The sequence below is a fragment of the Sporosarcina sp. E16_8 genome (assembly GCF_017347095.1).
GTDB lineage: Bacteria > Bacillota > Bacilli > Bacillales_A > Planococcaceae > Sporosarcina.
This window is the reverse complement of the sequence record NZ_JADPRZ010000001.1, coordinates 235,941-261,076: the sequence shown is the minus strand read 5'-3', so window position 1 is coordinate 261,076 and position 25,136 is coordinate 235,941. Positions and strand designations below refer to the sequence as shown.

The window sequence follows — 25,136 nt, the reverse complement described above, 5'->3', positions numbered from 1 at the left end:
TGGTATCTGGATTAGCATGACCCAACTTCTTTTACCTTTTTATGCAGGTTTACTAGATGTGAATGAAGAAGAGAGTCAATGCATTAACGGGGGGGATTCAAATGGAATGGAAAACAAAAGTAACGGAACTGCTTGATATCAATTATCCAATCATCCAGGGCGGGCTCGCGTACTTGGCTTATGCACAACTGGCAGCTGCCGTTTCGGAAGCTGGAGGACTTGGGCAAATTACTGCGATGAGTTTGGATTCTCCAGAAGCGCTACGCGCTGAGATAAAGAAAGTGAAAGTGCTGACTGATAAACCGTTCGGCGTGAACTTTGCGATTGGACAACATGGACGACCATATGCCCATATGGTGGAAGTTGCACTGGAAGAAGGTGTTACAGTAATGTCGGTAACGGGTGGAAATCCCGCGCAGTTTTTTGCTCAACTTGAAAATACAAACGTTAAAAAGCTCGTGCTAGTTGCTGCTAAAAGACAGGCACAGAAAGCAGAATCACTTGGAGCTGATGCAGTAATGGTAGTTGGGCAAGAAGGTGGGGGACATCTTGGGCGTGACGATATCGGAACGATGGTGCTTGTGCCGCAAGTTGTAGATGCTGTTTCAATCCCAGTTATTGCATCTGGTGGCATCGGGGATGGTCGTGGTTGGATGGCTGCTCAGGCACTTGGCGCCGAGGGAATCGAGATGGGAACAAGATTTATTGCGACGAAAGAGTGTGTCCATGCATCTCAAGCTTATTTAAATCTGCTTCTTGCAAGTAGTGAAACCGATACGACTGTCATTAAAAGAAAACTAGGAGCATCTGCCCGAGCGTTGACGGGGAGTTGGACGAAGAAAATAATTGACATGGAAGCCGAAAATGCTGATTATGAAGCGATGAAAGATTTAATCAGCGGTGAAGCGAATCGCCGTTTTATTCATGATGGAGATGCTGATAATGGTTTTGGATGGGCTGGTCAGGTTGCTGGGCTTATCAACGATGTACCATCCGTTGCAGAATTAGTTGAGCGTATGGTGAATGAAGCGAAAACAATCCGTAAAAGATGGAACTAAAGAGAGTAAAGGGAGAGAATTAGCATGGATTATAATTATCCAATTAGGCATGACTGGTCGACCGCAGAAATTATTGCAGTCGCGGCATTTTACGAGGCAGTTGAAAAGGCATATGAATCAGGTATTGCAGGAGAAAAACTGATGGAGACCTATCAGGGATTTAAAAAAGTGGTCCCTTCCATGGCGGAAGAAAAAACGTTGTGCAAGGAATTTGAGGAAGCGAGCGGTTACGTCTGTTACCGTGTAGTTCAAATGGCAAAAGATTCAAATGGCGAAGAAATAATAAAAGGAATGCCCTCGCGCTAAGCGGGAGCATTCCTTTTATTTTTTTGAAAGATAATTAAGTATACGTTTTTCACTTGGAGCAGTGTCTAGACTCCACCGCCTAACCCGTGGGCCCACACGACGTGGGTCATGCAGTGGAGAGGGATTGAACTTGTTGCGACAGGATGTCGCAATCTGAAGCTGCCTTCCTCTGTCGCTTCAGTCAATAATATAAAGGCGAAATGCGCCTTTATATTAAGGCCCTCCGACGTTCAGGACGTACTAGTGCCGACTAAATTCGCCACAGGACGTGGCGAATTTAGTCGGCCAGCGCTTTTCGGGTCTACCAGGTGCTTGCGCTTTTCTTATTAATGACTACATCATAAACAGGTAGCAGTTGGTCAAAAGTCTCTTCTGCAAATGCCATGAATTCTGCAGTAGAAAGTTTAACCGCGTCTTCACGTGGCAAATGACGACCGACTAGGAACTCCGCTTTTTTGACAGTTTGTAGCCGTTCTAAAAGTTGTTCGAGTCCATGGTCTCCTGCCTGTTCAATAGTTGCAGCTTCAGGTTTCATGTGATCGCCAGAAACGATATAAGCGCTAGGAAGGGAAGTTATAACATCCAGTTTTCTATCTAGTCGCTCGGCAATCCCTTTTTTATCTGGATTCTCATAAATTACCGCTAAAATAATGAATAAATGTGTTCCCCATAAGCCAATCTGAAAGTGAGGCAATGCTTTGTATCCTCGTTTTGCAGGCGCGAATGCGACCCAACTATCATTTGGTGGATTTACTGTCCGTCTTGCGTGTTTTGCGACATGTGGAAAAAACTCATCAGTCCCATGTGCTGAAAGGCGATCCGCAAAGTGCGTACCTAGTGTTCCGAACTTGGGCTGGATTCGATTTTGCAATCCTTCCATTCGGTTTTCTAGCCCTTCAATTGAAAATACATTAAAATCATCTATTTCCCAAAAACGACCAACCATATTCATTACCCCCAATTACATTTACACGTTTATCATAACAGAAATAGGGGAACAATCTTTAATAACAAGGCTTATAACTAGAGCGAACTCTGGTCGTAGCATATTTTAATTATAACTAACGGAAAATTTGGACTATATGCTGAAAAAGGGGTGTCAACTATGAAACAAGTCGTCCATGTAATTCGCAAAGCCGATGTAGAGAAGGAGTATGTGAAGCTGCTTAACCTAGAACTCGATTACGAACTTGCAACACTATTCGATGCTGTACAAGAAGATGATGCAAAGCAGAAAATGAAAAGCAAGCATAGACTTATGGAGATTCACCGTGAGCTGGAGATACTAAATGGCTTCGCATGATTCTGACTTGGGCACCAGAAAAGGCATTCATACACATCCTTTGGAAACAGGGATAGTGTAATGGGATGCCTTTTTCGATATAGTGTACTATAGATGGTTGTTTTGGAAGGGGTGGCTTTATGAAGTGGGGAATTATCGATCGTTATGCAAAGTCGTTGATTAAAGAAGCGGGTCATAAAATCCGTGTGTCTTTTTTCAATCAAATCGATATCGATACAAAATCGAATGCTAATGACCTTGTGACAAATATTGATAAAGAAATCGAGCAATTCTTCATCAGCAGGATTAAAAGAGATTTTCCTGACCATAAGATTCTAGGTGAAGAAGGATTTGGCGATATTGTTCAGACGCTTGATGGAATCGTTTGGATGCTTGACCCAATTGACGGTACGATGAATTTCATCCACCAAAAACGGAACTTTGCCATTTCACTCGGAATATATGCAGAAGGCGTCGGTATGCTTGGTTATATTTATGATGTGATGCGCGATGATTTTTATCATGCTGCTAAAGATGAAGGGGCTTATTTCAATGATGAACGGCTACCGCAATTGGAGGTTACGCCACTAGCTGAAGCCGTTATTGGTATTAATGCAAGTTGGGTGGCTCCGAATCGCTACGTTGACAACGAAAAAATTATTGAGTTGATAAAAAAATGCAGAGGGACAAGATCATATGGTTCTGCAGCCCTCGAGCTGGCATATGTCTCGTCAGGCAGGCTGGATGCATATATGTCTATGAGGCTGTCGCCATGGGATGTTGCTGGGGGCATTGTTATAGCGCAGGAGGTCGGTGCTGTCGCAACAAACATGAAAGGGGATTCCCCGCACCTTCTTGGGCAGGATACATTTATAGTCGCGAGGCCTGGATTGCATCAAGAAATAGTGACAGACTATATCCACCTAAAACAATAAAAAAAGGACGTTACAGGCACCGGAAAGTCCGATTAGCCTGAAACGTCACAATTGAAAAGTGTTTTATTAAAGAAGTCCTTGTTCTCTATATTTCTTTTTCGTTTTAAATCCGTTACCCATAATTAGAATCAATGCAACGATTGCTGCGATCCCAATTGTAGGGCTGCTCATACCGACAGCAACGCCGATTGCGCACATTGAAGCAACAGCGGCAATGGCGTAAAAAACGAAAATCCATTTGATGTTTTTCAAAAAAATACCTCCATCTACAATTAAATGTTTTCGAATTATCAATACATGTGCTATAATAACACAGTTAATCAACTGAAAAAAGAATAATGGAGTGAAATCATGACTAAACTTAGAAATGACTTACGTAACATAGCTATTATCGCCCACGTCGACCACGGAAAAACGACGCTTGTCGATCAACTTTTAAAACAATCGGGAATCTTCCGTTCTAACGAACAGGTAGATGATCGTGCAATGGACTCAAATGAAATTGAACGTGAACGCGGAATTACGATTCTTGCAAAGAATACGGCAATTGAATATAAAGATACAAAAATCAACATTTTGGATACACCGGGTCACGCAGATTTCGGCGGAGAAGTGGAACGTATCTTGAAAATGGTAGATGGTGTAATTCTTGTTGTCGATTCATACGAAGGGTGTATGCCACAAACGCGTTTCGTACTGAAAAAAGCGCTTGAGCAGAACTTGAAACCAATCGTTGTCGTTAATAAAATTGACCGTGAATTTGCACGCCCTGAAGAAGTAGTTGATGAAGTTCTTGAATTATTCATCGAACTTGATGCGAACGACGAACAACTTGAATTCCCAGTTATTTATGCATCAGGATTCAACGGTACTGCAAGCCTATCACCAGACGTTTCAACACAAGAAGAAACGTTGCGCGTACTTTATGACGCGATTCTAGAACATATCCCTGCTCCAGTCGATAATCGCGACGAGCCTTTACAGTTCCAAGTATCACTTCTTGACTACAGCGATTATGTTGGTCGTATCGGTATCGGACGGATTTTCCGTGGAACGATGCGAGTCGGACAGTCGGTTGCCGTTATAAAACGTGATGGTACTGTGAAAAACTACCGTGTTACGAAAATGTCTGGATTCCTTGGATTGAAACGTGTTGATATTCAAGAAGCTTTCTCGGGAGATCTTGTTGCGGTATCTGGAATGGAGAACATTGACGTAAGTGAAACAATTTGTCCAGCAGATCATCTGGAAGCACTTCCGGAGTTGTTCATTGACGAACCTACGCTACAAATGACATTCCTTGTAAACAATAGCCCGTTTGCAGGTAAAGAAGGTAAATGGGTAACGTCAAGAAAAATCGACGAACGCCTTCAATCACAATTGCAAACAGATGTATCTCTTCGTGTAGATCCAACTGATTCGCCTGATGCATGGACTGTTTCAGGTCGCGGTGAGCTTCACCTTTCAATTCTAATTGAAAACATGCGTCGTGAAGGATTTGAATTACAAGTTTCGAAACCAACAGTAATCGTAAAAGACGTTGATGGCATTCGTTGTGAGCCAATCGAACGATTACAAATTGATATTCCTGAAGAGCATACAGGCTCTATTATCGAATCAATCGGTGAGCGTAAAGGCGAAATGCTTGATATGATCAACAATGGTAATGGACAAGTACGTCTAATATTCAATGTACCTGCACGTGGATTGATCGGTTATTCAACTGAATTCCTTACATTGACAAGAGGTTACGGAATTATGAACCATACGTTTGATTCTTACCAGCCTATGGCTAAAGGTAAAGTCGGCGGCCGCAGAAACGGTGTCCTTGTTTCAATGGAGAACGGTACAGCTACGCCTTACAGCATAATGCAGCTAGAAGATCGCGGTATTATGTTCATTGGTGCTGGAACTGAAATCTATGCTGGAATGGTTGTTGGTGAAAATACGCGCGAAAGCGATTTGACAATCAACTTAACAAAAGCTAAACAAGCGACAAACGTACGTTCAGCTTCTAAAGACCAAACAGTCACGACTAAAAAACCACGTATTATGTCGCTTGAAGAAGCGTTACAATATCTGGATGATGACGAGTATTGCGAAGTGACGCCAGTATCGATCAGGCTCCGCAAGAAGATACTTGATAAAAACGAACGCGAACGTGTTCAGAAAAAGAAATAATCACTGCTTAAATAAAAGTGTTCTTATAGATGTTGAAAAGCGGAATACCAGAGTAAACTGAGTGAAGGTGGTAGGCATTCCCTAGCGCCGTAGCGAATTCAACGGGATTCTTTATTTCGACTTTTATAGAAAAAGAAAGCATCTCGAGTGTCTTACCACATGCAGATCTAGTCGACTGACAGGTCAGGCACGGCTTTCTGGGACCCTTTGACAGCGCCATGGATCATTTAGTATCCCGGCGAATTAGAAAAGCTTTACAGAAGGGAATGTGTTGAATGAGTGCTAGTGTTGGGGATACAGAGTTCGTATTCGGAAAGATGTCGGGTATTGCACGCTTTATTTACGAAGTGATGCCTTCCTATACGGCTGCCGGTTATGTACTTTTCGCCCTCGTCTTCCTCATGTCGGCAATTGTTTATAAACTGGGATTTGCTAGAAAACTAAGGCCATTACAGACTTTTTTCATCTATGCCTTCCTGTTTATCGGCTGTCTAATTTTGACGTTTCTTGGCTTTTTCCTTCCGATTGTGGAGGCTCTCATTGTGGCGGCTCTTATTTTAATTATCTACCGAGTGCGCAGGATGAATGAGTATAAAGAAACGAAAGAAGACTCCATCATTTGATGGAGTCTTCTTTTTGGATAGTATAAGAAAGTCACGTCTGTTGATTAACTAAAAATAACCAGTAAAAAACTTGATCAATCCCTACACAGTCTTTTCGGTAATCGTATCGTGGTCCTTCATCCGCTCTGCTCCAAATGCATTAGTATACGTAGTGCTGAAACTTTCGCTATAGTATTTTCTTTTATATATTAAATAAGTGCCACCTTCTATTAGGCACCAGGTGATTAGATGCATACTCTTTGTTGAAAGTAAGCAAGAAGCACATTATACAACGTGCAAAAGTGCCCGAAATTGAATCTTCGGGCACTTACACTATCTATGGAATGTCATCTATTCATTTCTTCCAAACAACTGTATTTTTCCCTTGAACATTGCAGGAACGCGACGGGCAACTATTCACACTAGGACCCCTTAGTAAATCTGTCATGAATAGTTAGCCGAAAGTGAGCCGGAAATGGTCCTAGTGAAAATGAAAGCTGTCAACCTCTTCTCACCATTCTCTTTTACAAGAAAATGGTTAATCAACAGAAGTGTTAGCTAGTATACGTTTTTAGACGCGGAACAATGTCTAGGCTACACGCACGTTACTCTTTACTCAGAATTCTTTTTCGATGGAATGTGAACTACGATAAAAAGTAAAGTTACCAGTCTCTATTCGTGCAATCGTTTTTTCTGCAATCCGATCATTGCATTCTTGACACATATACGTATGGATAGGGCGATTCCGAAGTGTTTTGGCTAGTGGTAAATCGTCAGGGAGTTGCCCGATGTTGTCACAGATAACACATTTTACACGCATTGGAAATCCTCCTTCAGTCAACTCGGATCGCAATGACGTTGCGAATCGGATTATCATTGTTCGTACCGTCTTTGAAGATAACGTGAACGGGCCCACCCTCAAGTAGCGGCTTACCTTCGTCGCTGAATTTGAAAATAATATCATCGACTTTCGTCAGTGGGAATGAGTGACTTTCGCCGTCTGATGTTTCAAATGCTAATGTTTGTGCATCCTCGGCTGGCTCTGCGATTTTTAAAAAGTGGCTTAATTGAATGCCGTATGTTCCGGTAAGGACTTTCCGTTTTTCAAACTTCTTTTCTGTTTCCAGGGTAGGTGGGAATGTTGCGCCTTCCATTATTTCACGGGACCAATGTTTCCCCATTTCTCTTTTATATTCTTCTAGTTCATCTTTTTCGATGTGGCTTTCTGTAAAGTACGTTTTCAAATCAACGCGACGATCATCGAAAATCCAGACGGTCGGGTCAAGTGTGATGATATGACGTACATTTCCTTTAATCGGAATTATTGATTCCAAATGAATATCCCCCTACTGAATTAAATTATCTTTTGATTCTAGTATAACGCTTTGATGTCTTCAGGAAAAGCTTTTGCTTCCTGACACACAAAGTCAAAGGGAAAACACTTGCTTTTTCCTGTTTTGAAAGATACAATTTATTGATAATAGCCATTAAGAAATAAAAGTTTGATGGGGGCGTCCTCATGGATATAGAATTGCAGGAAACATATCAGGAAAAGGCGTTGAAACAGCTTCAAGCCGATGCTGATAAGATTGGTCAACTTATAAAAGTACAGATGGACCATTTGACGATGCCGCAGTGCCCACTCTATGAAGAAGTGCTGGATACACAAATGTATGGCTTGTCTCGTGAAATTGACTTTGCTGTAAAGCTTGGTTTGATTGATCGTCCGAAAGGCAATGAAATTCTTTCTTTACTTGAGAAAGAAATGACAGTGTTGCACGAAGTATATACGAGAAAATAAGCCGAAAACTCAAACTGACATAATGGTTTGAGTTTTTTGTTTAATGAAAAAGAGGTAACCCTATGAAAACATATACTAAAAAGCTATTACGCTATTTTGATTTCCCACTGTTTTTTGTCTACCTGTTACTTTGTCTGTTCGGGCTGGTCATGATTTACAGTTCAAGCATGGTTGTTGCGGTAGGTAGGTATGATCTTCCGGCTGATGCTTTTTATCAAAAGCAGTTGTTAAATTTAAAACTTGCCATTCCCGCTTTCTTTTTGGCGGCTTTTTTTCCGTACAAAAATTATAAACGGAAAAATTTGATGATTTTTGCTGTATTGGGCATGTTTGTTCTATTGTTTCTTGTTCATTTCATTGGTGCAGGTGATCATGTCGGAGCGACTAGTTGGATAAAAACGCCATTTGGTAATCTACAACCTTCGGAAGTTGCGAAATTGGTCCTGATTGTCTATTTTTCAGGTGTTTTTGCAAAAAAATACGAGTCTGGTACAATCGACAATATTAACCAATCAATATTACCGCCCGTTGTCATTTTAGTAATAGCAGTCGGTTCTATTATGCTCGAAACAGACATCGGAGGTTCGTTCATTATTATCATCACTGCACTTTCTGTCCTTGCAGCAAGTGGTATTAAAAAAAGAACCTTTATGAAAATTAGCGGAATAATTTCTGTTGGACTGGTCTTTGCTGCTCTTATCCTTTATTTCAAATGGGAAACGATTGTGACCCCAGGTCGAGCAGGTCGTATACTGTCATTTTTGAATCCGTTCGATTATATCCAAGGTTCTGGCTATCAGATTGCGAACGGCTACATTGCCATTGGTTCTGGAGGATTACAAGGACGAGGGCTCGGGAATTCTATTCAAAAAAGGGGCTATTTGCCGGAACCACAAACGGATGTAATTATGGCGGTAATTTCGGAAGAATTAGGCCTTATCGGTGCTATTATCGTAATCGGTGGACTTGGTTTTATCGTTTTGAGGGCTTTATCTATTGCGCTTCAGGCAAAAGATCCCCATGCGCGCATGCTTGCTGCAGGAATTGGCAGTATGATAGGAATTCAAACATTCGTTAATTTGGGCGGCCTAACAGGGTTGTTACCGCTTACAGGGGTTACTTTGCCGTTTATTAGCTATGGCGGTACATCCGTTATTCTGTTATCTTTAGCTTTAGGAATATTAACGAATGTCTCAATGTTCGTAAAATATGAAAAAAACAATTAGAAAAGGAAGTGCCTTGTGATGGAACAGATTAAGAAAATCCTTGTAGCCAACCGTGGAGAAATAGCAATACGAGTTTTTCGCGCTTGTACCGAACTATATATACCGACGGTGGGTATTTATTCAACGGAAGATAGTGGGTCATTCCATCGTTACAAGGCAGATGAGTCGTATCTTGTCGGAGAAGGTAAGAAGCCGATTGATGCTTATCTCGATATTGAGGGGATTATCGCGATAGCGAAAGACTCTGGTGCAAATGCGATTCATCCTGGTTATGGATTTCTTGCCGAAAACAGAGAATTTGCAAGGCGTTTAGAAGAAGAAGGAATCATTTTCATTGGTCCAAGTTCAATGCAACTTGATATGTTTGGAGATAAGGTAAAGGCTCGTGAGCAAGCCGTTAAAGCGGGAATTCCAGTAATCCCAGGCAGTGACGGTCCGGTTTCTACAGTTAGAGAAGTCGCAATGTTTGGCGAATCCAATGGTTATCCAATTATTATTAAAGCATCTCTTGGTGGTGGAGGACGCGGCATGCGGATCGTGAATTCTGCCGAAGAAGTCAACGAAGCATTTGAACGTGCGCGGTCAGAAGCGAAATCTGCATTTGGATCGGATGAAATGTATGTCGAGAAATACATTGATAAACCAAAACATATCGAGGTTCAAATACTTGGAGATACATATGGCAATATCGTCCATTTATTCGAGCGAGATTGCTCAATTCAGCGCCGTCATCAGAAAGTCGTGGAAATAGCACCCTCGATTTCGCTTGAGGATGGATTAAGGGAAGAAATTTGCGAAGCAGCAGTAAAAGTGATGAAGAACGTTAATTATAAAAACGCTGGAACCGTGGAATTTCTTGTATCGGATGGACGATTTTATTTCATCGAAGTAAATCCTAGAATTCAAGTTGAGCATACAATCACAGAAATGGTGACGGGTATTGATATCGTTCACGCGCAAATTCATATTGCAGATGGGAAAAGCCTTCATGATAGTGAAACGGGTATTCCAACACAGGACAAGATCCCGTTATTTGGATTTGCAATTCAATCTCGCGTGACAACAGAGGATCCATTGAACGACTTCATGCCAGATTCTGGAAAACTTTCAGTTTACCGATCGGGCGGGGGATTCGGCGTCCGTCTTGACGCGGGGAACGGGTTTCAAGGGGCTATCATCACGCCGTACTATGATTCATTACTTGTTAAAGTATCTACATGGGGTATGACGTTCAGAGAAGCTGCTTCAAAAATGGACAGGAACTTACAGGAATTCCGGATTCGTGGCATCAAAACGAATATTCCGTTTCTTGAGAATGTCGTAAAGCACAAAAACTTCTTAACAGGTAACTATAATACGAGCTTTATTGATTCAACACCTGAATTATTCCTATTCCCAGCACGCAAAGACCGTGGAACAAAAATGTTGAATTATATTGGTAATGTTACTGTTAATGGATTCCCAGGAATCGGAAAACAATCGAAGCCAGTCCTTCATCCTGTAAGAAAACCAATAGTTGACCTTCTAACACCGCCAAAACCGGGTACAAAACAGATTTTAGATGAACGCGGTGCTGAAGGACTAATCAAATGGATTAAAGAACAAGACGATGTGCTTTTGACGGATACAACATTCCGCGATGCACATCAATCTTTGTTGGCTACACGTGTGCGTACTTCCGATATGACGTCAATTGCGGCTGAATCGGCAAGACTGATGCCAGATCTGTTCTCTTATGAAATGTGGGGAGGCGCGACATTCGATGTTGCTTATAGGTTCCTGAAAGAAGATCCATGGGATAGGTTATTAAAACTGCGAGAACAAATTCCAAATGTACTTTTCCAAATGCTGTTCCGAGGGGCAAATGCTGTAGGTTATACGAATTATCCTGACAATGTTATCCGTGAGTTCGTTAAAAAGTCAGCTGATGCTGGGATTGATGTATTCCGTATTTTCGACAGCTTGAACTGGATTAAAGGCATGGAAGTTGCAATTGACGCAACACGCGAAGCAGGGAAAGTCGCGGAAGCCGCGATTTGTTATACAGGGGATATTCTTGACGATTCTCGAGCGAAATATACGGTTAATTATTATAAAGAGATGGCAAAAGAACTTGAATCGGCTGGAGCCCATATCCTAGCTATTAAAGATATGGCTGGTCTTTTAAAACCGGAGGCGGCCTATCGACTTGTTTCTGAATTGAAAGCAACAGTGGACATCCCAATTCATCTACATTCGCATGATACGAGTGGCAACGGTATTTATATGTATGCCAAAGCGATTGAGGCTGGCGTGGACATCGTTGACACGGCTTTAGGGTCAATGGCAGGTCTAACTTCACAACCGTCGGCAAGTTCGCTACACTACGCGCTGCAAGGCGGTAAACGCAATGTACGTGCAAACGTGAAGTCACTTGAAGATTTATCGTACTACTGGGAAGATGTTCGGAAGTATTATCAGCACTTTGAAAGTGGCATGATGAGTCCACATTCGGAAATCTATGTTCATGAAATGCCTGGTGGCCAGTATTCTAACTTACAGCAACAAGCGAAAGCGGTAGGTCTAGGGGAGCGCTGGGAAGAAGTGAAGGGCATGTATTCTCGGGTTAACCTGTTATTCGGAGATGTTGTGAAGGTGACACCTTCATCGAAGATTGTTGGCGATATGGCCTTATTTATGGTGCAAAACGAACTTGATGAAAAGTCAGTCCTTGTACGCGGAAAGTCCATTGACTTCCCGGAATCAGTAATTGAGTTTTTCGAAGGGTATATCGGACAGCCGTATGGCGGATTCCCAGCTGAACTTCAAAAAATCATTTTAAAAGATCGCCAAGCGATTACTGTACGTCCTGGAGAACTATTGGAAGATGTTAATTTTGAAAAGCTACGGGATGAATTGAATACTAAATTAGAACGTCCAGTTACCATTCATGAAGTACTTTCTTATGCCCTTTATCCGAAAGTTTTCGAAGAATATTCCCAAACCAATAAGCAGTTCGGGGATGTATCTGTTATTGATACGCCTGAATTCCTATATGGAATGCGGCTCGGTGAGGAAATTGAAGTAGAGATAGAAAAAGGGAAAACGTTGATTGTTAAACTAGTGTCGATTAGCGAACCGCAATCAGATGCAACAAGAGTCATCTATTTCGAATTGAACGGGCAACCACGTGAAGTCATTATTGAAGACATGAGTGTTGAGTCTGTCACAGTTAGGAAACAAAAAGCGGATACTTCAAATGCTGCGCATATTGCTGCCACTATGCCGGGAACTGTATTGAAAGTTGCAGTCTCAAAGGGAGCGAAAGTGAAAAGAGGAGAACATTTGCTCATCACAGAAGCTATGAAAATGGAGACAACGATTCAAGCACCTTTCGATGGTATAGTAAAAGAAATATATGTAATTGCTGGAGAATCGATAGCTACAGGTGATCTTCTCATCGAATTGGAGCATTAACATAAAAAAACAAGGGCACTCGAATTATATTCGGGTGCCCTTGTTTTTTATGTTAATAAGTTGGGTAGACAAGTAGAAAGGACTGGCCTAGGGCCAGTCCTTTACATTCATTTGGATAGTTTACTTCTCGAAACAAGTAGGATCATGTACGTTAACAAACCAAATAACAACGTGATAAACAAAGAGTGAAGCAAAGCAATATAAAGGTTTAGTCTTGTCAGAACAACCATCATTCCTGTTGTTGCTTGGAGCGCTACAAGTATAAATGCGATACTCCAGCCCCAATAGATGACACGCTGATTTTTATAATGACGAATTGCATGAATCATGATGACTAATAACCAAATGAAGATAAGTGCTGCGGCAGTACGGTGACCCATCTGAACCCATTCAAACATGTTACGCGGAAGGGTGAATGCACTGTTCTTGCACAGCGGCCAGTCTAGACAGGCGAGACCAGACTCAGTATGACGGACGAGTGCTCCGGTATAAACGACAAAGTATGAGTAAATGGATACACCTATTGTATGCCATTTTAACCGTTTACCTATTTGTAACTTATCTGCATCAAACTTTCGATCCACTTCAAATATGAGAAGGGTTAATAGAAGTACTGATGCAAAGCTTAAAAGTGAAATGCCGAAATGAAGCGCGAGTATGAAATCACCTTGACCCCATAATACTTGAGCGGCACCTATCAATGCCTGTAATATAAGGAAGAACACTGCTGCGATTGCTAGGAATTTTGTTTCCCTTATATGTCCGATTGATCTCCATGACCAGACAGCTAATATGACAATCAAGATTCCGACAGATCCGGTTACAAGCCGATGTGAAAATTCAATAAGTACTTCTGCTGTAATCTCGTCAGGAATAAGTTGCCCATTACATCCAGGCCAATGTCTTCCGCAGCCCATACCGCTATCGGTTTTAGTAACAAGCGCGCCTCCGAGTAAGATTAAAAGCATACCGACAGTTGAAGCGACGGCGAACCATTTTAAATATCTATTAGATTGCAAAAAAATGACACCTACTTTTTTATTGATGACCATTGTATAAAAGGTCCCTGCTTTTTTGATGATAACGAAAAAATAGTAAAAAGACAACGAAGAACGGCTGGAAATGCCTCAGTAATGATCCTTTTCACAAATTGTTCATAAAGAAGACGCTTTAACTTCACAAAAGACCTACCGAAATGATTTACTATAGAGGGGGTTCAGTAATAAATGTGTCGATATTTCAAGGAATTCGGTAGAAATTTTGTATATGTATAGAAATACTACCCGAATTTCGCTATAGTTAGCTATAGCGGTTAACGCTCACCACTTTGGAAGGAGGGGTAACTTGTCAAACGGTCATACAATTTCCACACCTGTCGAATCGAATGTAGTGACAGCGTCTCTTTATAAGGACTTCCTTGCGCTCATTAAAATCGGCATTGTTAATTCGAACATGATCACAACTTTTACGGGACTATTCCTTGCTTTTCAGTTCACTGGTAAAAACTTTCTTCATAATATAGATTTGCTCGTCTTTGCTCTTCTCGGATCAGGATTGATAATTGCTGGATCTGCGGCACTTAACAACTTGATCGACCGTGATATTGATCCTGTCATGACGAGAACGAAGTCCAGACCAACAGTTACCGGACGTTTCAAGGCGCCGGCTGTATTGACACTTGCGCTGACTTTCATCGTAGTAGGCGAAGTGCTTTTGTTTTCTGCTTCTGTAGCAGCTGGTCTTTGGGGACTTGCAGGTATCTTCAGTTATGTTGTACTCTATTCGATGTGGTCGAAACGTAGGCACGTCGCTAATACAGTAGTTGGAAGTATTTCAGGGGCAATACCGCCTTTAATCGGATGGGCTGCGGTTGAACCAGCACTCGGTGCAGGTGCCTTGGCGTTATTCCTGATTATGTTTGTTTGGCAACCGCCGCATTTTTATGCGCTAGCGATGCGTCGGACAGACGAATACCGTGCAGCAAATATTCCAATGCTGCCTGTTGTAAAAGGTTTTGCAAGAACGAAGAAATCGATGTTGGCTTGGATTCTGTTTTTATTTCCATTGCCGTTTCTACTTACTGAACTAGGGGTAGGCTTCTTAGTACTTGCGACCGCGTTGAATATAGGGTGGCTGTTTTTAGCACTTAAAGGATTTAAAGCGAAAGATGATATAAAATGGGCAACGGGTATGTTCATCTATTCATTGAATTATATGACGATCCTTTTTGTTGCCATGATTATCTTCTCGATATTCATCTAACATATTGGAATTCTTTCTTTGCATAGGAATTCACATAAAGAGGTCAGCAGTCCTCGCACCAAGAAAAACATTTTTTTAGAAAGAGAGGTATCATTAAGCGATGATGAAAGGACTCAAAAAGTGGCGTCTTTTTTCTTTATTAGCAGCTCTTACCGTGTTTCTTGCGGGATGTGGTCAGGAGGGACTATCCACACTTCTTCCAGCCGGTCAAGTCGGGAAAGACCAATTCAAATTGCTGATGTTATCATCAGGAATCATGTTACTGGTTATTCTAGTAGTTGTGATTATTTATGTAGTTGCAATTGTTCGTTTTAGACGCTCGAAACTGGGTGAGGACTTTGTTCCTGAAGAAGTTGAAGGAAGCCATACATTAGAACTTGTATGGACGGTTATTCCTGTTCTCCTTGTATTACTTCTAGCTGTCCCTACAGTTTATTACACATATAAACTAAGCGATGTCAGTGCGATGAATGAAGTCAATGAGGATGGAGAGTCAGAAAACCTGGTTGTTGATGTTACGGCGAAATTGTACTGGTGGGAATTTGAATACCCTACACTCGGAATTGTTACAGCACAAGAACTTGTTGTACCAACTGGAGAAAAAGTATATTTCAACCTTCTTGCAGCAGATGTTAAGCACTCCTTCTGGATTCCAGCAGTCGGTGGTAAACTCGATACAAACGTTGAAAACGTAAACAAGTTTTATTTAACGTTTGATAAAGCATCGAAAGACCTGAAAGACGGAGTATTTTACGGCAAGTGTGCAGAGCTTTGTGGTCCATCACACGCACTTATGGATTTCAAAGTAAAATCATTGCCACGTGCTGAATTCAACAAATGGGTTACAGCAATGCAAGCAACAGGCGAAGAAGCGACAGATGTTGCTGCAGCCGGTCAAGGTGAAGAATTGTTCCAACAAAGCTGTATTGCATGTCATGCGACATCTGCAGTCGGTGAAGGCGGAGCAATTGGACCAAACCTAGCGTCATTTGGTGACCGTAATCGCGTTGCAGGATTCATGGATCACACGCAAGAAAAACTAGTTGAGTGGATTTCTGACACTCAAAAACAAAAGCCAGGAAACTTGATGCCGTCATTCGGTGAACAACTTTCTGACGAGGAAATAAATTCAATTGCTGAGTACCTCATGGGACTTTCAGTAGAAAAATAACGATTAACGTGAATTTGAAGAGGAGGTAAACAAATTGAGTTCAGTTGCTCAAAAAAGAGGTTTTGGCGCAACGCTATGGGACTGGCTTACAACAGTCGACCATAAGAAGATTGGTATCCTTTATCTCCTAGGTGGAGGATTCTTCTTCATAGTCGGCGGTATAGAAGCAATGATCATTCGTTTGCAACTTTTAACGCCAAATAACGATCTCGTCAGTGCGGGGATATTTAACCAAATTATTACGATGCACGGAACGACAATGATTTTCCTGGCGGCCATGCCTATATTAATTGGATTTATGAACGCCATTATGCCACTCCAAATTGGAGCGCGTGATGTAGCATTCCCATTTCTTAACTCACTAGGTTTTTGGATGTTCTTCTTCGGTGGGGTATTCCTAAACATATCATGGTTCTTTGGTCAAGTTCCCGATGCAGGTTGGACTTCTTACGCATCGCTAGCAATGGCATCAGAAGGACATGGTGTTGATTTTTATGCAATAGGACTTCAAATTGCCGGTGGTGGTACGTTATTAGGGGGGATTAACTTCCTCGTAACGATTATCAATATGCGTGCTCCAGGGATGACGTACATGCGTATGCCATTATTTACATGGACTACGTTCGTTGCATCGGCTATGATTCTGTTCGCATTCCCACCACTTACAGTAGGACTATTCCTTCTGACATTTGAAAGAATGTTTGGTGCTAACTTCTTTGATCCTACGATGGGTGGAAATACGATTATCTGGGAGCATATATTCTGGATATTTGGTCACCCTGAAGTATATATTCTAATTTTACCGGCATTCGGTATTTTCTCAGAGATCTTCACGATCTTCTCTAGAAAACGACTTTTTGGTTATTCAGCGATGGTATTTGCTACCGTCCTTATTGGGTTCCTAGGCTTCATGGTTTGGGCTCACCATATGTTTACAGTTGGTCTTGGGCCAACAGCAAACGCGATCTTCTCTGTAGCGACAATGGCAATTGCCATACCTACTGGAGTTAAGATATTTAACTGGTTGCTCACCATATGGGGCGGAAGTATAAAAGTAACAACACCGATGCTTTGGGCATTGGCCTTCATCCCAACGTTTGTTATGGGTGGAGTTACGGGTGTTATGCTTGGTACTGCACCACTTGATTACCAATTGCATGACACATACTTTGTTGTTGCTCACTTCCACTATGTAATCGTGGGTGGTACTGTATTCGGTATACTTGCTGGTACTCATCTATATTGGCCGAAAATGTTCGGTACAATGTTAAATGAAACACTCGGTAAAGTGACGTTTTGGTTCTTCTTTTTCGGTTTCCATTTAACGTTCCTAATTCAACACTGGTTAGGTTTCTGGGGAATGCCGCGTCGTGTATTTACATACATGGATGGTCAAGGTTGGAACTCAGCAAACGTAATTAGTTCTGTAGGAGCATTACTTATGGCTATCGGGATTACGGTTATGGTTTATAACATTATCGTAACTTCCATTAAAAATGTACGTGTAGCAAATGACCCTTGGGGTGATGGGCGTACGCTTGAATGGGCGATTGAATCTCCACCGCTATTCTATAACTTCGCGCAGACACCACTAGTACGTGGTCTTGATACAGTGTACATCGAAAAAATGGAGGGTAATCTGTCGGGAATTACTCCGGCTGAACCCGTTCAAGATATCCATATGCCGAACGGTTCTTTCATTCCATTCATGTTGAGTTTAGGTCTGTTCATTGCAGGATTTGGTGCAATGTTCCGTACTGAGGAACCATGGGGAATGGCCGTTCTTGTAATTGGTCTTGTATGGACTTTCGCTGCAATGGCAATGCGTTCATTGAAAGACGATCTTGGCTACTATGTTAAGAAAGAAGACATCTTAAAAGATATGAAACGTAAAGGGGGACAAAAATAATGGATTTGAATAAAAAATTCACCCCTGAGACGTGGCCTGATCATCCGGAAAAAGCAACGTTAGAGGCAAAGAATAAATTTGTTGGATTCTGGCTGTTCCTTGGCGGAGAGACAATCTTGTTCGCAACACTTTTTGCGACCTATCTTGCTTTAAAGAACAAAGGACCAAGTGGATTTAAGTTTTCGACACAAGAACTTTTTGAATTACCGCTTGTCTTCGTCATGACGTTGCTTTTATTAACTTCATCTTTGACGAGTGTATATGCGATGTATCATTTGAAAAACTACAATTTCAAGAAAATGCAGCTATGGCTTGTCATCACTGCATTCCTTGGGCTTGGTTTTCTTGCGCTCGAGGTGTACGAGTTTGTACACTATATTAAATTAGGCTTTACATTTGACAACAGTGCATTCAGTTCTGCATTCTACACGCTTGTTGGTACACACGGTTTCCACGTAGCGATCGGACTTGTCTGGCTTACGTTACTCATCTTCCGTAACTCTAAGCGCGGCCTGAACTTGTATAACGCGCCGAAGTACTACACTTTCTCGTTATACTGGCACTTCATCGACGTTGTTTGGGTATTCATCTTCACTGTAGTCTACTTGATGGGAGTGATAGGTTAACATGTCGGACGTACACGTTTATAAAAAGTCACCAGCTGAATTTAACTTAGGGCAAAGACGCGCACGTAAGTCAATGCGCGGTCAGATTATGATGTTTTCGCTTATGATTTTCTTAACGATTATGTCGTTCTCGATGGTTATGGCTTATCAAGCTGACGTAATTGGATTTTCTAAATACTTGATTATCCCAACGCTGATGCTATTTGCAGCCGTGCAAGTTGGTCTACAATTGTATTACTTCATGCACATGAATGAAAAAGGGCATGGTATTCCACAAATGTTTATGTATACGGGAGTCATTTTTGCATTCGTTGTTGTGTTAACATTTCTAACAATTGTTTGGTGGTAGTATTAATAGATGGGAAAGCCTATGGAAGATTTTATTCTCCATAGGCTTTTTCTTTTTAAAAGATAAGAAAGTATGAGTTTTTCACCATGGAGCAGTGTCTAGCTTAAGGCGCTGGACGGCGCCTTGAGCTTTACTTATCAATTGTCATAGTTCGTACATTGAGTTACAGCGCTTTTAGTTTTATAATAAAGAAAGACTTTAAAAAGGGAGCGATGGCAATGCCTTTAAGTATATTTGGATTTCGAGCTTTGTGGAGTCCGTGGTTCTTACTGATTATCATACTTGGTATGGTCTTATATTTATTACTAACGACTAAAATGCGTCATCGATTTCAAGATACGCATCCCGTTACTAGAAACCAAATAATCTTATTCATGTCCGGGATGGTTCTACTTTACGTTGTTAAAGGTTCACCTGTAGATTTACTTGGTCATATCTTATTTTCAATTCACATGGTACAAATGGCGGTTCTATTGCTTGCGATTGCTCCATTAATCATGATGGGGATTCCTAATTGGATGTGGAAAAAAGTTTTTGATATTAAGATTCTTGACCGCATAATGACATTCTTCACCAAACCAGTTCTCAGCCTATTGTTATTCTGTGGTATGTTTTCCATTTACCATATTCCACTTGTTTTAGATAATGTGAAATTGAGCGCTCCACTGCATACAATTTTTACATTAACATTATTTGTTTCAGCAGTGTTTTTTTGGTGGCCAATCATTAATACGTTGAAGGGGCAGCCAAAGCTTCATGGCTTGAAAAAAATAGGCTATATTATATTAAGCGCAATATTAATCACACCCGCGTGTTCACTTATTATTTTTGTAGATGTACCTGTATATGAGACATATAAATCTGGCGAATCTTGGTTACGGGCAATGGCGCTTTGTGTACCCGCGAGTACACTCTCAGGGTTAGCGGGCTTAGGCATTTCAGGCCCTGAATTATTCACCAATATGCCTACATTAGTTGATCAGCAACTTGGCGGAATTATTATGAAAGTATTCCAAGAAATCATTTATGTTGGTGTCCTTGGCAGTATTTTTATAAAATGGCATAGAGAAGAACAGGACAATGCAGAAGAAATTACTGCTAACGCATTATTGGAACGTCAAAGAATGACGTTGTACAGATAATAGGCTAAATACAGAGACATTTTACCAACAGGGGGAATAATGAATGAATCTGCCAATTCTACCTACAATCAGTACGTTTTTTATTGTTTTGTCAGCTGTGTTAGTTGCAATAGGATGGAACTTAATACGAAAAAAGAAAATAGAAGCGCATAAGAAAACGATGCTGGCAGCCGCGGTATCAGCTATTCTATTTTTAATCATATACGTATCAAGAACTATATTGGTTGGTAATACGTCGTTTGGCGGTCCGGATGATTTGAAAATCTATTATACGGTTTTCCTAATATTTCACATAGTGCTTGCGACAACAGGTGCCGTATTTGGTGCTGTGACGATTAATGCAGGGCTGAAGAATAATTTGGTGAGGCATCGGAAGCTAGGTCCAATCACCAGTGTTATATGGTTCTTCACAGCCATTACAGGTGTTGCTGTTTATTTACTTCTTTACGTTTTTTATAAGGGTGGAGAAGTAACGTCCATGTTTAAAGCAATCCTTGGTTTTTAACGATGAAAAACGCTCTCACATTTGTGAAAGCGTTTTTTTGTGTGTCTGTTGATTAACTAAAAATAACCACTCCACAAACTGGGTGCTACATGACTAGATGCCTAAACTTTGCTAAAAGTAAGCAAGAAGAACATTGTACAACGTGCAAAAGTGCCCGAAATTGTATCTTCGGGCACTTACAATCTCTATAGAAAGTCTTCTATTCGTTTCTTTCAAACATACCTGCATTTTTCACTTGAACAGTGTAGGTACGCGACAGGTAACTATTCGCTACACTTTTCCCTCAAATGAGGAATGAACTGCAATTCCTCGCCAAACGTGTCATGAATATTTTGCTGAAAGTGAGCAGGAACTTTCAGCAAAATGGAGGATATCAAGCCCTATTCACCCGTTTTTTATGCAAGTAACTGGTTAATCAACAGACGTTTTTTTGTTTTATATCCTAAAATTAATTTTGATGATTCCGGCTTCACGTGCTGTTGTAAAGAGAATGACAGCTAATGGCCCAATAAAAAACCCGAGGAAGCCGAATAGCTTCAGTCCTATAAACATGGCGATTAGTGTTGGGAGCGGTGATAAGCCGATTTGAGATCCCATCACTTTAGGTTCTATAGTTCGTCGTATAATCAGCAAGACAGCTGCTAGAATGGCCAATTGTGTCCCGGTCGCTACATCACCACTGATAAACATATAGAGTGACCAAGGCGCTAAAACGATGATTGAACCCAAAATAGGGATAATGTCGATAATCCAAATGACTAGCGACATGACAATTGCATATTTGGGTATGATCAGTAAGAGACCGACAAAAGTGGTTGCTAGAATGATGAAGCTGACAAGCAGTTGTGCTTTCAGGAATCCGAATATTACGGAATTAAGTTTGGTAATCATAAATCGAACTTTTTCTGCTGTCGAGGTAGTCAGATGTCTGAATAGTGTCTTTTTTAATTCAGGCAATTCAAGCATAAATAGAAATAATGCAATTATGAAGACGATAAAACTGACAAGGAAGTTTGGGATCTCTGCCATAAGGGACATAATTTTGGAATAGCTCAGTAAATTAAGGATAGATTCGCGTATTGATTCAAAGACATTTTTAAATTCATTCTGGACGCCAATGACGACCTCTTCGGGCATTCCTGCAGTATATTGTAAAAGTTTACTTTGACTGTCAATCCATATTCCTGAAAGTGAATTAAAATAGCCGGGAGCTGCTATTGTAAGATCAATAATTTTACCAATCAATTGTGTGACTGTGAAATAGAACAAGGACGTAATAATTGCGAGGATGAAAATGAAAACTGAGATAACTGAGACTTTACGATTCCATTTGAATTTCTTTTCAGTCACTCTTACCAAGGGATCAATTATTAGCGCAGTAAGCAGGGCGAAAATGATTGGTAATGAAACGGGCAAGATAAACATACTAACCAAGATGATGACTATTAAAGTAAGTGTTATGATTAAATTACGTTTTGTAAGCCATTTGGACAATGGGCACTCCTCCATATTAATTCGCTGTTTCAATTATAACCAACGGATCGCTGATTGAGTAGTAAAGTATAGAAGATGTTGTCTTACTTCAAAATGGCTATAAAAAAACTGGAGAACATTGAGTTCGCCAGTCTTCAGTGCAAAATTACTTTTTAAGATTATAAGGTTCTAGTGCTGCACTTACTGCTTTCAATGTTGCAACACAGTCTTTAAGTAAGCTTTCAGGGAAATGTTCCCCTTCGCCATATTCAACACCATGTGGATAGTAATGCTTGCCGACAACCGGTTTTTTAAGGATCATAGTCGCTTGGCGTGTGTCAACATCGCCATCAGTTGTATAACTGAATACACGCAAATAATACGTACCTTCTTTGATCATATATTTCTTATCAAATGTTGCCCGTTCGTAGTCCCATTGACCCGCGCGGACTAGGTCGTGTTTTAACATGATTTCATCAAGTATTGATAAGTCGGTAACAATATTTTCGATGCCTGTATCTTCAATATACATAGTTTATATCCTCCTTATATATCGTTGAGCCAATTCCCTATACCTATTTATAATAGAACAAATCACCAATAGTTGCAATGACAACATTGTGTCAAGAAACATATGATTTAATAAATAAGTTAATACTCAACATTTTTAACAGGATGACGAAGTATAATGAAAGAGGACATCGGTTATATATGCTTAATTAAAGATATCCTATTGAATCCGCTGCGGCGCAAGGGGGTGCCTGCCGCCCTATGCTAGATAAGCCTATATAGAATAACCTCTTGGCATTAACTGTATAATTTCTGCGAAGAACGCAGAAATTATACAAACCGAACTCTTCGTTGTTCGGTTGGCTACCCCTGTAAGGTGCCTGCGCTCGTTTTATATAGGTATTCATGTGTTCAATATATAAAGTAGTGTTAACCTTAAAAGAACCGACAAAACTATGTACTCACGAAAGTAGGTCGAAAAATGAAAGTACTTTGGAAAATAATACTTTTGCTTATCATCGTCCTATTGATATTTTATATTATGGATGATCGAGTAAAAGAGAATAAACCACTTGAGTCACCTGTGAAACATGGAACGGCCATTCCAGTACCTGGAAGCGGAGATGGTTTGCCGCTACAGCAAGCTGCGCGGCCTGAAACTGGCCTATCCTTGCTTGTTGGTAAGAGTGTAGACGGTCTATTTGAACAGATAGGTAAACCAGACCGCATTGAGCCGTCGAACTATGGGTACGATTGGTGGATATATGAACAAAAACAGGAGTTAATGGTAGGTGTTTGGGAAGGAAAAGTAAACCAAGTTTATACTGCAGATTTATCCTCCCATATTGAACCTTTTGAGATTGGGCAGGATGTGCAAGACATCCATCGATTTACGATTGTTGAGTCAGAAGTGGCTGTACAAATTGGGGAAAGTATCTATACATTTACATTGAACAGTGAAGATGTGAAAAATAGATTGCTTATTGAATATGAAAATGTCTATGCACAGCTATATATTGACGGTGTGGATGGGGTATTGGAAGCGATTCGTTTTATTGATCCAATTACACTAATTCTACACCAACCCTATGACATGGCTTATATGGGCGAAATCGTCAGTTCTAATCGTCCATCGTCAACAATGCAGATGGAAGTGGATCGGGCAATGGAGCGTCAGATTTTCGATTTAACTAACCTTTATCGAAAAAATCATGGATTTAATGAACTTTTGAGCGATTATGATCTAGCTGTTGTGGCGCGAAAACATAGTGAGGATATGGCGCATGAAAATTACTTTTCCCATGAATCTCCTGTGACCGGTAATCTTGCAGATAGGTTAAAAGAAGTGGGAATTGAACATCGTAAAGCCCGGGAAAATATTGCTTTTGACTATGTGGATGCAATAGAGGCGGTCCATGGTTGGCTTAATTCTCCCGCTCACCGTGAAGTCCTGTTTGAAAAAGAAGTCACGCATCTTGGGACAGGTGCATATGGAAAGTATTTTACACAAGTTATGATTCGTGAGATTGCAGAAGAAAAAAGGCAGCAATGAAATTCATTGCTGCTCACGGAATAATCCATGTTCCCGTCTCCGTACTGGCGACACCTCTTATATAAAGAGGTGTCGCTGTTTTTATTGCATGTAATGCAGCCCGTTTTTGAATGACGGGTCTTTCACAATCTAGAAGTTGAATGAAATCGTCCAACGTCAGCAGGTCAATTTTACGGGGATTCTCTACTTTGCGCGGATCATGAGTCATAACGCCAGGTACATCTTTAAAGAATTCTACATGGGAGGCTTGGAGTGCTGCAGCAAGCGCGATTGCAGATAAGTCACTGCCACCTCTTCCAAGTGTCATGACATGCCCGTTGTTATCAATTCCTTGAAAGCCTGGAATAATGACACAACGGGTTTGTTTAAGGAATTCAAAAATAGTGGCAGGGTCGATGTGGTCAATCGTGGCATCACCAAATTCTCCAGAAGTCATTATACCAGTCTGGATGCCGTGCAGGACCGTGTTTGGGACGCCAGCCCGTGTTAGTTCAGCAGACATAACTGCAGCAGCAATGAGTTCACCACACGACACTGCAAGGTCGCTTGCGGCTGCTGAAGATGAAAAGGCATCCGTGAGCTGAAGAAGGCTGTCCGTCGAATAAGGATCGCCATAGCGACCAATTGCAGATACGACTACGACGACATCGCCAAACTCATTCAGTCCATCTTTTATATGGTTAATGCAATTCAATCTCATTGCTTCATTTTTCATTGCTACCCCACCGAATTTCTGGATGATCATAAGCTCCCAACTTTCTTCGTGACGTTCATTGAGTTCTTTTCATAC

At 41.0% G+C, this 25,136-nt stretch carries 25 protein-coding genes; 17 read left to right on the top strand and 8 right to left on the bottom strand.

The window, feature by feature from the left end; translation table 11 throughout:
* Positions 1-101 precede the first annotated feature (101 nt).
* Entirely contained in the window at positions 102-1,058 is a 957-nt protein-coding gene (locus I2484_RS01255) for an NAD(P)H-dependent flavin oxidoreductase (RefSeq protein WP_207149195.1), read from the top strand.
* Positions 1,059-1,082: 24 nt separating this feature from the next.
* Positions 1,083-1,364, top strand: a complete 282-nt coding sequence (locus tag I2484_RS01250; protein ID WP_207149194.1) for a UPF0223 family protein — start codon at positions 1,083-1,085, stop codon at positions 1,362-1,364.
* Positions 1,365-1,665: 301 nt separating this feature from the next.
* On the opposite strand, the gene I2484_RS01245 is transcribed toward I2484_RS01250, so the two are convergent.
* Complete coding sequence (locus I2484_RS01245; RefSeq protein ID WP_481886362.1) at positions 1,666-2,310, bottom strand: YktB family protein; 645 nt, start codon at positions 2,308-2,310, stop codon at positions 1,666-1,668.
* Positions 2,311-2,469: 159 nt separating this feature from the next.
* On the opposite strand from I2484_RS01245, the gene I2484_RS01240 reads away from it, so the two are divergent.
* Both I2484_RS01240 and I2484_RS01235 read left to right on the top strand, forming a co-directional pair.
* Positions 2,470-2,667, top strand: coding sequence for a hypothetical protein (locus I2484_RS01240; protein ID WP_067211583.1), 198 nt, complete (start codon positions 2,470-2,472; stop codon positions 2,665-2,667).
* Positions 2,668-2,786: 119 nt separating this feature from the next.
* On the top strand, positions 2,787-3,581 hold the full coding sequence (locus tag I2484_RS01235; RefSeq protein ID WP_207149192.1) for an inositol monophosphatase family protein: 795 nt from the start codon (positions 2,787-2,789) through the stop codon (positions 3,579-3,581).
* Between the two features lie 66 nt (positions 3,582-3,647).
* On the opposite strand, the gene I2484_RS01230 is transcribed toward I2484_RS01235, so the two are convergent.
* Positions 3,648-3,833, bottom strand: coding sequence for a YlaF family protein (locus tag I2484_RS01230; RefSeq protein WP_207149191.1), 186 nt, complete (start codon positions 3,831-3,833; stop codon positions 3,648-3,650).
* A 99-nt stretch (positions 3,834-3,932) separates the two neighbouring features.
* On the opposite strand from I2484_RS01230, the gene typA reads away from it, so the two are divergent.
* Complete coding sequence (gene typA / locus I2484_RS01225; protein ID WP_207149190.1) at positions 3,933-5,762, top strand: translational GTPase TypA; 1,830 nt, start codon at positions 3,933-3,935, stop codon at positions 5,760-5,762.
* Positions 5,763-6,037: 275 nt separating this feature from the next.
* The gene (locus I2484_RS01220; RefSeq protein WP_255550874.1) at positions 6,038-6,385 is read left to right on the top strand and encodes a YlaH-like family protein; all 348 of its coding nucleotides are present in this window, start codon (positions 6,038-6,040) and stop codon (positions 6,383-6,385) included.
* Positions 6,386-6,980: 595 nt separating this feature from the next.
* On the opposite strand, the gene I2484_RS01215 is transcribed toward I2484_RS01220, so the two are convergent.
* Both I2484_RS01215 and I2484_RS01210 read right to left on the bottom strand, forming a co-directional pair.
* Complete coding sequence (locus I2484_RS01215; protein WP_207149189.1) at positions 6,981-7,184, bottom strand: YlaI family protein; 204 nt, start codon at positions 7,182-7,184, stop codon at positions 6,981-6,983.
* A 13-nt stretch (positions 7,185-7,197) separates the two neighbouring features.
* Complete coding sequence (locus I2484_RS01210; RefSeq protein ID WP_207149188.1) at positions 7,198-7,698, bottom strand: molybdopterin-binding protein; 501 nt, start codon at positions 7,696-7,698, stop codon at positions 7,198-7,200.
* Between the two features lie 185 nt (positions 7,699-7,883).
* Between I2484_RS01210 and I2484_RS01205 the strand changes: the two genes are divergently transcribed.
* The 3 genes from I2484_RS01205 (at position 7,884) to pyc (ending at position 12,847) form a co-directional block, all read left to right on the top strand.
* Positions 7,884-8,165 (top strand): Fpa/YlaN family protein, encoded by a 282-nt coding sequence (locus I2484_RS01205; RefSeq protein WP_207149187.1) that lies wholly within the window; start codon positions 7,884-7,886, stop codon positions 8,163-8,165.
* 62 nt (positions 8,166-8,227) lie between these two features.
* Positions 8,228-9,391, top strand: coding sequence for an FtsW/RodA/SpoVE family cell cycle protein (locus I2484_RS01200; protein ID WP_207149186.1), 1,164 nt, complete (start codon positions 8,228-8,230; stop codon positions 9,389-9,391).
* 18 nt (positions 9,392-9,409) lie between these two features.
* A complete protein-coding gene (gene pyc / locus I2484_RS01195) occupies positions 9,410-12,847 on the top strand; it encodes a pyruvate carboxylase (protein WP_207149185.1) in 3,438 nt (1,145 codons plus the stop codon).
* Between the two features lie 107 nt (positions 12,848-12,954).
* Here the strand turns inward: pyc and I2484_RS01190 are convergent, their stop codons facing one another.
* Positions 12,955-13,866 carry a COX15/CtaA family protein gene (locus tag I2484_RS01190; protein ID WP_275956868.1) on the bottom strand — a complete coding sequence of 304 codons (912 nt, stop codon included), beginning with the start codon at positions 13,864-13,866 and terminating at the stop codon, positions 12,955-12,957.
* A 325-nt stretch (positions 13,867-14,191) separates the two neighbouring features.
* On the opposite strand from I2484_RS01190, the gene cyoE reads away from it, so the two are divergent.
* The 7 genes from cyoE to I2484_RS01155 all read left to right on the top strand — a co-directional run bounded on the left by cyoE (position 14,192) and on the right by I2484_RS01155 (position 20,811).
* Positions 14,192-15,109 (top strand): heme o synthase, encoded by a 918-nt coding sequence (cyoE, locus tag I2484_RS01185; protein ID WP_207149183.1) that lies wholly within the window; start codon positions 14,192-14,194, stop codon positions 15,107-15,109.
* 100 nt (positions 15,110-15,209) lie between these two features.
* Positions 15,210-16,280: a cytochrome c oxidase subunit II gene (coxB, locus tag I2484_RS01180; protein ID WP_207149182.1), complete on the top strand. Its 1,071-nt coding sequence runs from the start codon at positions 15,210-15,212 to the stop codon at positions 16,278-16,280.
* 34 nt (positions 16,281-16,314) lie between these two features.
* Positions 16,315-18,189 (top strand): cytochrome c oxidase subunit I, encoded by a 1,875-nt coding sequence (ctaD, locus tag I2484_RS01175; RefSeq protein WP_207149181.1) that lies wholly within the window; start codon positions 16,315-16,317, stop codon positions 18,187-18,189.
* Complete coding sequence (locus I2484_RS01170; protein WP_207149180.1) at positions 18,189-18,815, top strand: cytochrome c oxidase subunit 3; 627 nt, start codon at positions 18,189-18,191, stop codon at positions 18,813-18,815. The genes ctaD and I2484_RS01170 overlap by 1 nt, the downstream gene beginning before the upstream one ends.
* Position 18,816: 1 nt before the next feature.
* Positions 18,817-19,164: a cytochrome C oxidase subunit IV family protein gene (locus tag I2484_RS01165; RefSeq protein ID WP_207149179.1), complete on the top strand. Its 348-nt coding sequence runs from the start codon at positions 18,817-18,819 to the stop codon at positions 19,162-19,164.
* 218 nt (positions 19,165-19,382) lie between these two features.
* Positions 19,383-20,306: a cytochrome c oxidase assembly factor CtaG gene (gene ctaG, locus I2484_RS01160; protein ID WP_207149178.1), complete on the top strand. Its 924-nt coding sequence runs from the start codon at positions 19,383-19,385 to the stop codon at positions 20,304-20,306.
* A gap of 43 nt (positions 20,307-20,349) precedes the next feature.
* A complete protein-coding gene (locus I2484_RS01155) occupies positions 20,350-20,811 on the top strand; it encodes a DUF420 domain-containing protein (protein ID WP_207149177.1) in 462 nt (153 codons plus the stop codon).
* Positions 20,812-21,246: 435 nt separating this feature from the next.
* On the opposite strand, the gene ytvI is transcribed toward I2484_RS01155, so the two are convergent.
* Together ytvI and I2484_RS01145 are read right to left on the bottom strand one after the other, a co-directional pair.
* Complete coding sequence (gene ytvI / locus I2484_RS01150) at positions 21,247-22,305, bottom strand: sporulation integral membrane protein YtvI (RefSeq protein WP_255550869.1); 1,059 nt, start codon at positions 22,303-22,305, stop codon at positions 21,247-21,249.
* 145 nt (positions 22,306-22,450) lie between these two features.
* Complete coding sequence (locus tag I2484_RS01145) at positions 22,451-22,816, bottom strand: YugN family protein (RefSeq protein ID WP_207149176.1); 366 nt, start codon at positions 22,814-22,816, stop codon at positions 22,451-22,453.
* A gap of 459 nt (positions 22,817-23,275) precedes the next feature.
* Here I2484_RS01145 and I2484_RS01140 point away from each other — a divergent pair, with 459 nt between their 5' ends.
* A complete protein-coding gene (locus I2484_RS01140; RefSeq protein WP_207149175.1) occupies positions 23,276-24,346 on the top strand; it encodes a CAP domain-containing protein in 1,071 nt (356 codons plus the stop codon).
* A 13-nt stretch (positions 24,347-24,359) separates the two neighbouring features.
* On the opposite strand, the gene I2484_RS01135 is transcribed toward I2484_RS01140, so the two are convergent.
* On the bottom strand, positions 24,360-25,091 hold the full coding sequence (locus I2484_RS01135) for an amino acid kinase family protein (RefSeq protein WP_207149174.1): 732 nt from the start codon (positions 25,089-25,091) through the stop codon (positions 24,360-24,362).
* Between the last annotated feature and the right edge of the window lie 45 nt (positions 25,092-25,136).